The 3,574-nt window shown below is 71.3% G+C and carries 3 protein-coding genes; all 3 read left to right on the forward strand.

Annotated features, from left to right (window positions below):
* Positions 1-190: 190 nt before the first annotated feature.
* Positions 191-1,156 (forward strand): hypothetical protein, encoded by a 966-nt coding sequence (locus M3N57_06510; protein ID MDP9022342.1) that lies wholly within the window; start codon positions 191-193, stop codon positions 1,154-1,156.
* 122 nt (positions 1,157-1,278) lie between these two features.
* Positions 1,279-3,213 carry a glycoside hydrolase family 6 protein gene (locus M3N57_06515; GenBank protein MDP9022343.1) on the forward strand — a complete coding sequence of 645 codons (1,935 nt, stop codon included), beginning with the start codon at positions 1,279-1,281 and terminating at the stop codon, positions 3,211-3,213.
* Positions 3,214-3,346: 133 nt separating this feature from the next.
* Positions 3,347-3,574, forward strand: a 228-nt coding sequence (locus M3N57_06520; GenBank protein ID MDP9022344.1) for an NAD-binding protein, incomplete at its 3' end; no start/stop codon positions are given.

Raw genomic sequence — 3,574 nt, forward strand, 5'->3', positions numbered from 1 at the left:
CGCGGACACCCCGGCCCTCCCTGAGCTCGAACTGACGTTCGAGCACATGGTACGAGGGCCTGCGACACCCAACGCCGCCCGGAACGCACCTGGATGTGGACAACCTCTCGGGCGGGCCTGGCGCGCATCCCCGGCGCTCGAGCGACGACGGACGTTCGGTGTCACACCCGGCCCGTAGGGTCAACCCACGATGAACGGAACCAGCACAGCATCGCCTCGAACAGCGGCGGAGTCCGCGCCGCCACAGGGCACCGGCTGCGAGCAACCGCCGCTGCCGTTGTCCTGGGACGAGCCGATCCCCTACGCCCTGACCGTGCGCGCCCGACGTGCGGTCGCGCCGACGTCCCTCCCGGATCTGTCGGTGGTCCCCGCCGAACAGGCGCCGACCGATCCGTTCGATCCGCGACCGGCCAGAGCGCGCGCCCTGCGGCGCTCCGGGCTCGCGGTCAGTGACGTCGCGGCCGCCCTGGACGTCAGCGAAGACGTCGCAGCCGCCTGGTGCAGTGCGGTCAACGTCCCCGCCCGTCGTCGCGCCCCTCGGGGAGCACGCCCCGGTCCCGGGACCTCTGACGTCGCGGTCCTGCCGATCCACGGCGAGGAGCACGCCGCGGTCCGGCGGTCAGCGGCCGAGACGTTGGCAGCCGATCTCGCGGAGGCGACCGCGGGCCGTGCGGCGGCCGCCGCCATCGTCGCAGCGGTCGCCCAGCTCTCGCCCTACGCGATGACCGTCACCACCTCGGATCCCGTCGTTGCCTCGTGCGTGATCCGGGTCCTGCGCGGGTCGCTGGATGTGCCATCGGACCGTCTCCGGGTCTCGGTGCACGCTGGGCCGGCGGTCGCACGCGACGTCGCCACCCAGCGCTGGTCGCGGCTCCTGGACGTCCCCGCACGGACGGTCACCCACGCACCGTGGCCGACGGCACCACACCCCCACGGTGTCCGCGTCACGGTCAGGGCCGCCGACCCCCGCGCCGCCGCGACGGTCGCGGGATGGCGTGAAACGCTCGGACGCCACCCCGCCGCAGGGAACGTCCCTGCAGGCCACCGCACGGAGGAACCTCAGACGGTCGAGGTGATCCACGCTGATGACACTAGTCCCACCGCCCGCGACCACCCGTTGAGCGGCCGGCCCGCCCAGCCTGAGCGGGCCATCTAGCGTCTCGTTCGCCCGATCACGCTCAAGGACCCGGCATCGACCTGACGAAGACCTGTCAGGCCGAGATGTCCGACCGCGAGGCGCAGTGACGTTGGCCACACCGACCGCGAACGGGGTACTGCATGCGCAGATCGCTGCTGGCCGTCCTACTCGTCTGCGCCGTCGCCGCGCCGTCGGCGCGGGCAGGAGCCACCACCCACAGCAACCCGTTCGCCGGTGAGAGCTTCTTCGTCGACCCGTCGTCGAACGCCGCAAGAGAAGCCGCCTCCGACCCCGCGACGGCGGCGATCTGGAACCGCATCGCCCACCATGGGCAGGCAGACTGGTTCGGTGACTGGTTCTCGAGGGACGCCGTCGCCGGAGCGGTCGCCGACCGCGTCACCACGATCAGGTCCGCGGGGGCACTCCCCGTGTTCGTGGTGTACGCCATCCCCCAGCGTGACTGTGGCGGCTACTCGTCGGGTGGTACGAACAGCCCCGACGACTACCGGCAGTGGCTGGATCGGTTCGCCTCCGGACTCGGTACCGCCAAGGCCGCAGTCGTCCTCGAGCCGGACGCACTCGCGATGCTCGACTGCCTGAACTCCGCCGACGCCCACACCCGTCTCGACCTGCTGAGCTGGGCGGTCGACCGGCTCAACGCGCAGGGCAACGTCTCGGTCTACCTCGACGCCGGCCACTCCCGGTGGAAGCCCGCCTCCACCATGGCCCAGCGTCTGGTGCAGGCAGGAGTGGCCCGGGCGCGTGGCTTCTCGCTGAACGTGTCCAACTTCCACGTCTCCACGGACGAGATCGCGTACGGCACCACGATCAGCGACGTGATCGGTGGGAAGACCTTCGTCGTGGACACCTCACGCAACGGTCTGGGCCCGTCCACGGACCCCAACGAACCGTGGTGCAACCCGCCGGGGCGTGCACTCGGCATGCCGCCGACCGCAGCGACCGGCAACAGCCACGTGGACGCCTTCCTCTGGATCAAGCGACCCGGCGAGTCCGACGGAAGCTGCAAGGGTGGTCCTCGAGCCGGGGAGTGGTGGAAGGACTACGCGTTCGGTCTCGCCGAGCGTGCGCCGTGGGCCACAGACGGGTCCACAACCGACGGCGGGTCCACCATCGGCGGTCCGACGACCGGTGACGGGTCGACCCCCGGGACAGACATCGTGCGGTTGTGGGGCAAGGACCGGACGGAGACCGCAGCCATCATCTCCGCAGCGACCTTCTCGCCGGGCGTGCCGGTCGCCTACCTGGCCACCGGCGAGGGGTTCGCCGACGCGCTGGCCGGTGGTCCAGCGGCCGCACGCGCAGGTGGCCCCATCTTGCTGACCGGCCGCGACAGCCTCCCACAGGCCACCGCCGATGAGCTCGCGCGTCTGCGCCCCGCAGCCGTCACCATCCTGGGTGGGACGGCCGTCGTTTCCGAGACCGTCCGGGCCCGAGCGGTGGACGTCACCGGTTCTCCCGTCGACCGCCTCGGGGGCACCGACCGGTACGCCACCGCGGCTCAGATCGCCCGACGATCCTTCGCCTCGGGGGTGGACGTGGCGTACGTCGCGACCGGACGGGCGTTCGCCGACGCACTCACCGGCGGTGTGCCGGCCGCGATCGAGGGCGGCCCGATCCTGCTGACCGAACCGCACACGGTGCCCGCATCCACCGCCGAGGCACTCCAGGCGCTACGGCCAGCGCGCATCGTGATCCTGGGCGGCACCGCTGCCGTGTCGGAGGCAGTACACGCACAGCTCACCGCGTACGCCCCGGTGTCGCGACGATGGGGACAGGACCGCTTCGCGACGGCCGCGGCCGTGCTGGAGTCGTCCTTCCCGAGCCAGGTCGACACGGTGTTCCTGGCCACCGGCGAGCGCTACCCCGACGCTCTGGCCGGCGTCCCCGCGGCCTTCTCCGCCGGCGCGACCCTCGCCATCGTGGAGAGCCGCACCATCCCGCACGCGGTCGCCGAGCAGCTCCAGCGCCTGTCGCCGCAGCGGATCGTCCTACTCGGCGGGACCACCGCGATCGACGCCGGCGTCGAGACCGCTGCCCGGTCCTTCCTGCGCTGATCGGAAGGCATCTCTCGGCGTCCGGAGGTGGTCGACCGACTCCAGTCCATACCACTGACGCGGTACCCGGGTGCATACTGCAGCGACGACACGTCATGTGATCGTCGTGGACCGGACGACGTGAGACGCCGCCATGTACATCATCGTGGTCGGAGCGGGCCAGATCGGGACCCCGCTGATCAACATCGCGACGTCCGAGGGCCACGAGGTCGTCGTGATCGAGCACGACTCCGCGCGTGCGAACGAGATCGCGCAGCAGTTCGACTGCATGGTGTTGCACTCCGACGGCACATCGATGGAGACCCTCGAGGAGGCCGGAGCCCAAGAGGCCGACGCGCTGATCTCCACGACCGATCGGGAT

It is taken from the genome of Actinomycetota bacterium, assembly GCA_030776725.1.
Classification (GTDB): Bacteria; Actinomycetota; Nitriliruptoria; order Nitriliruptorales; family JAHWKO01; genus JAHWKW01.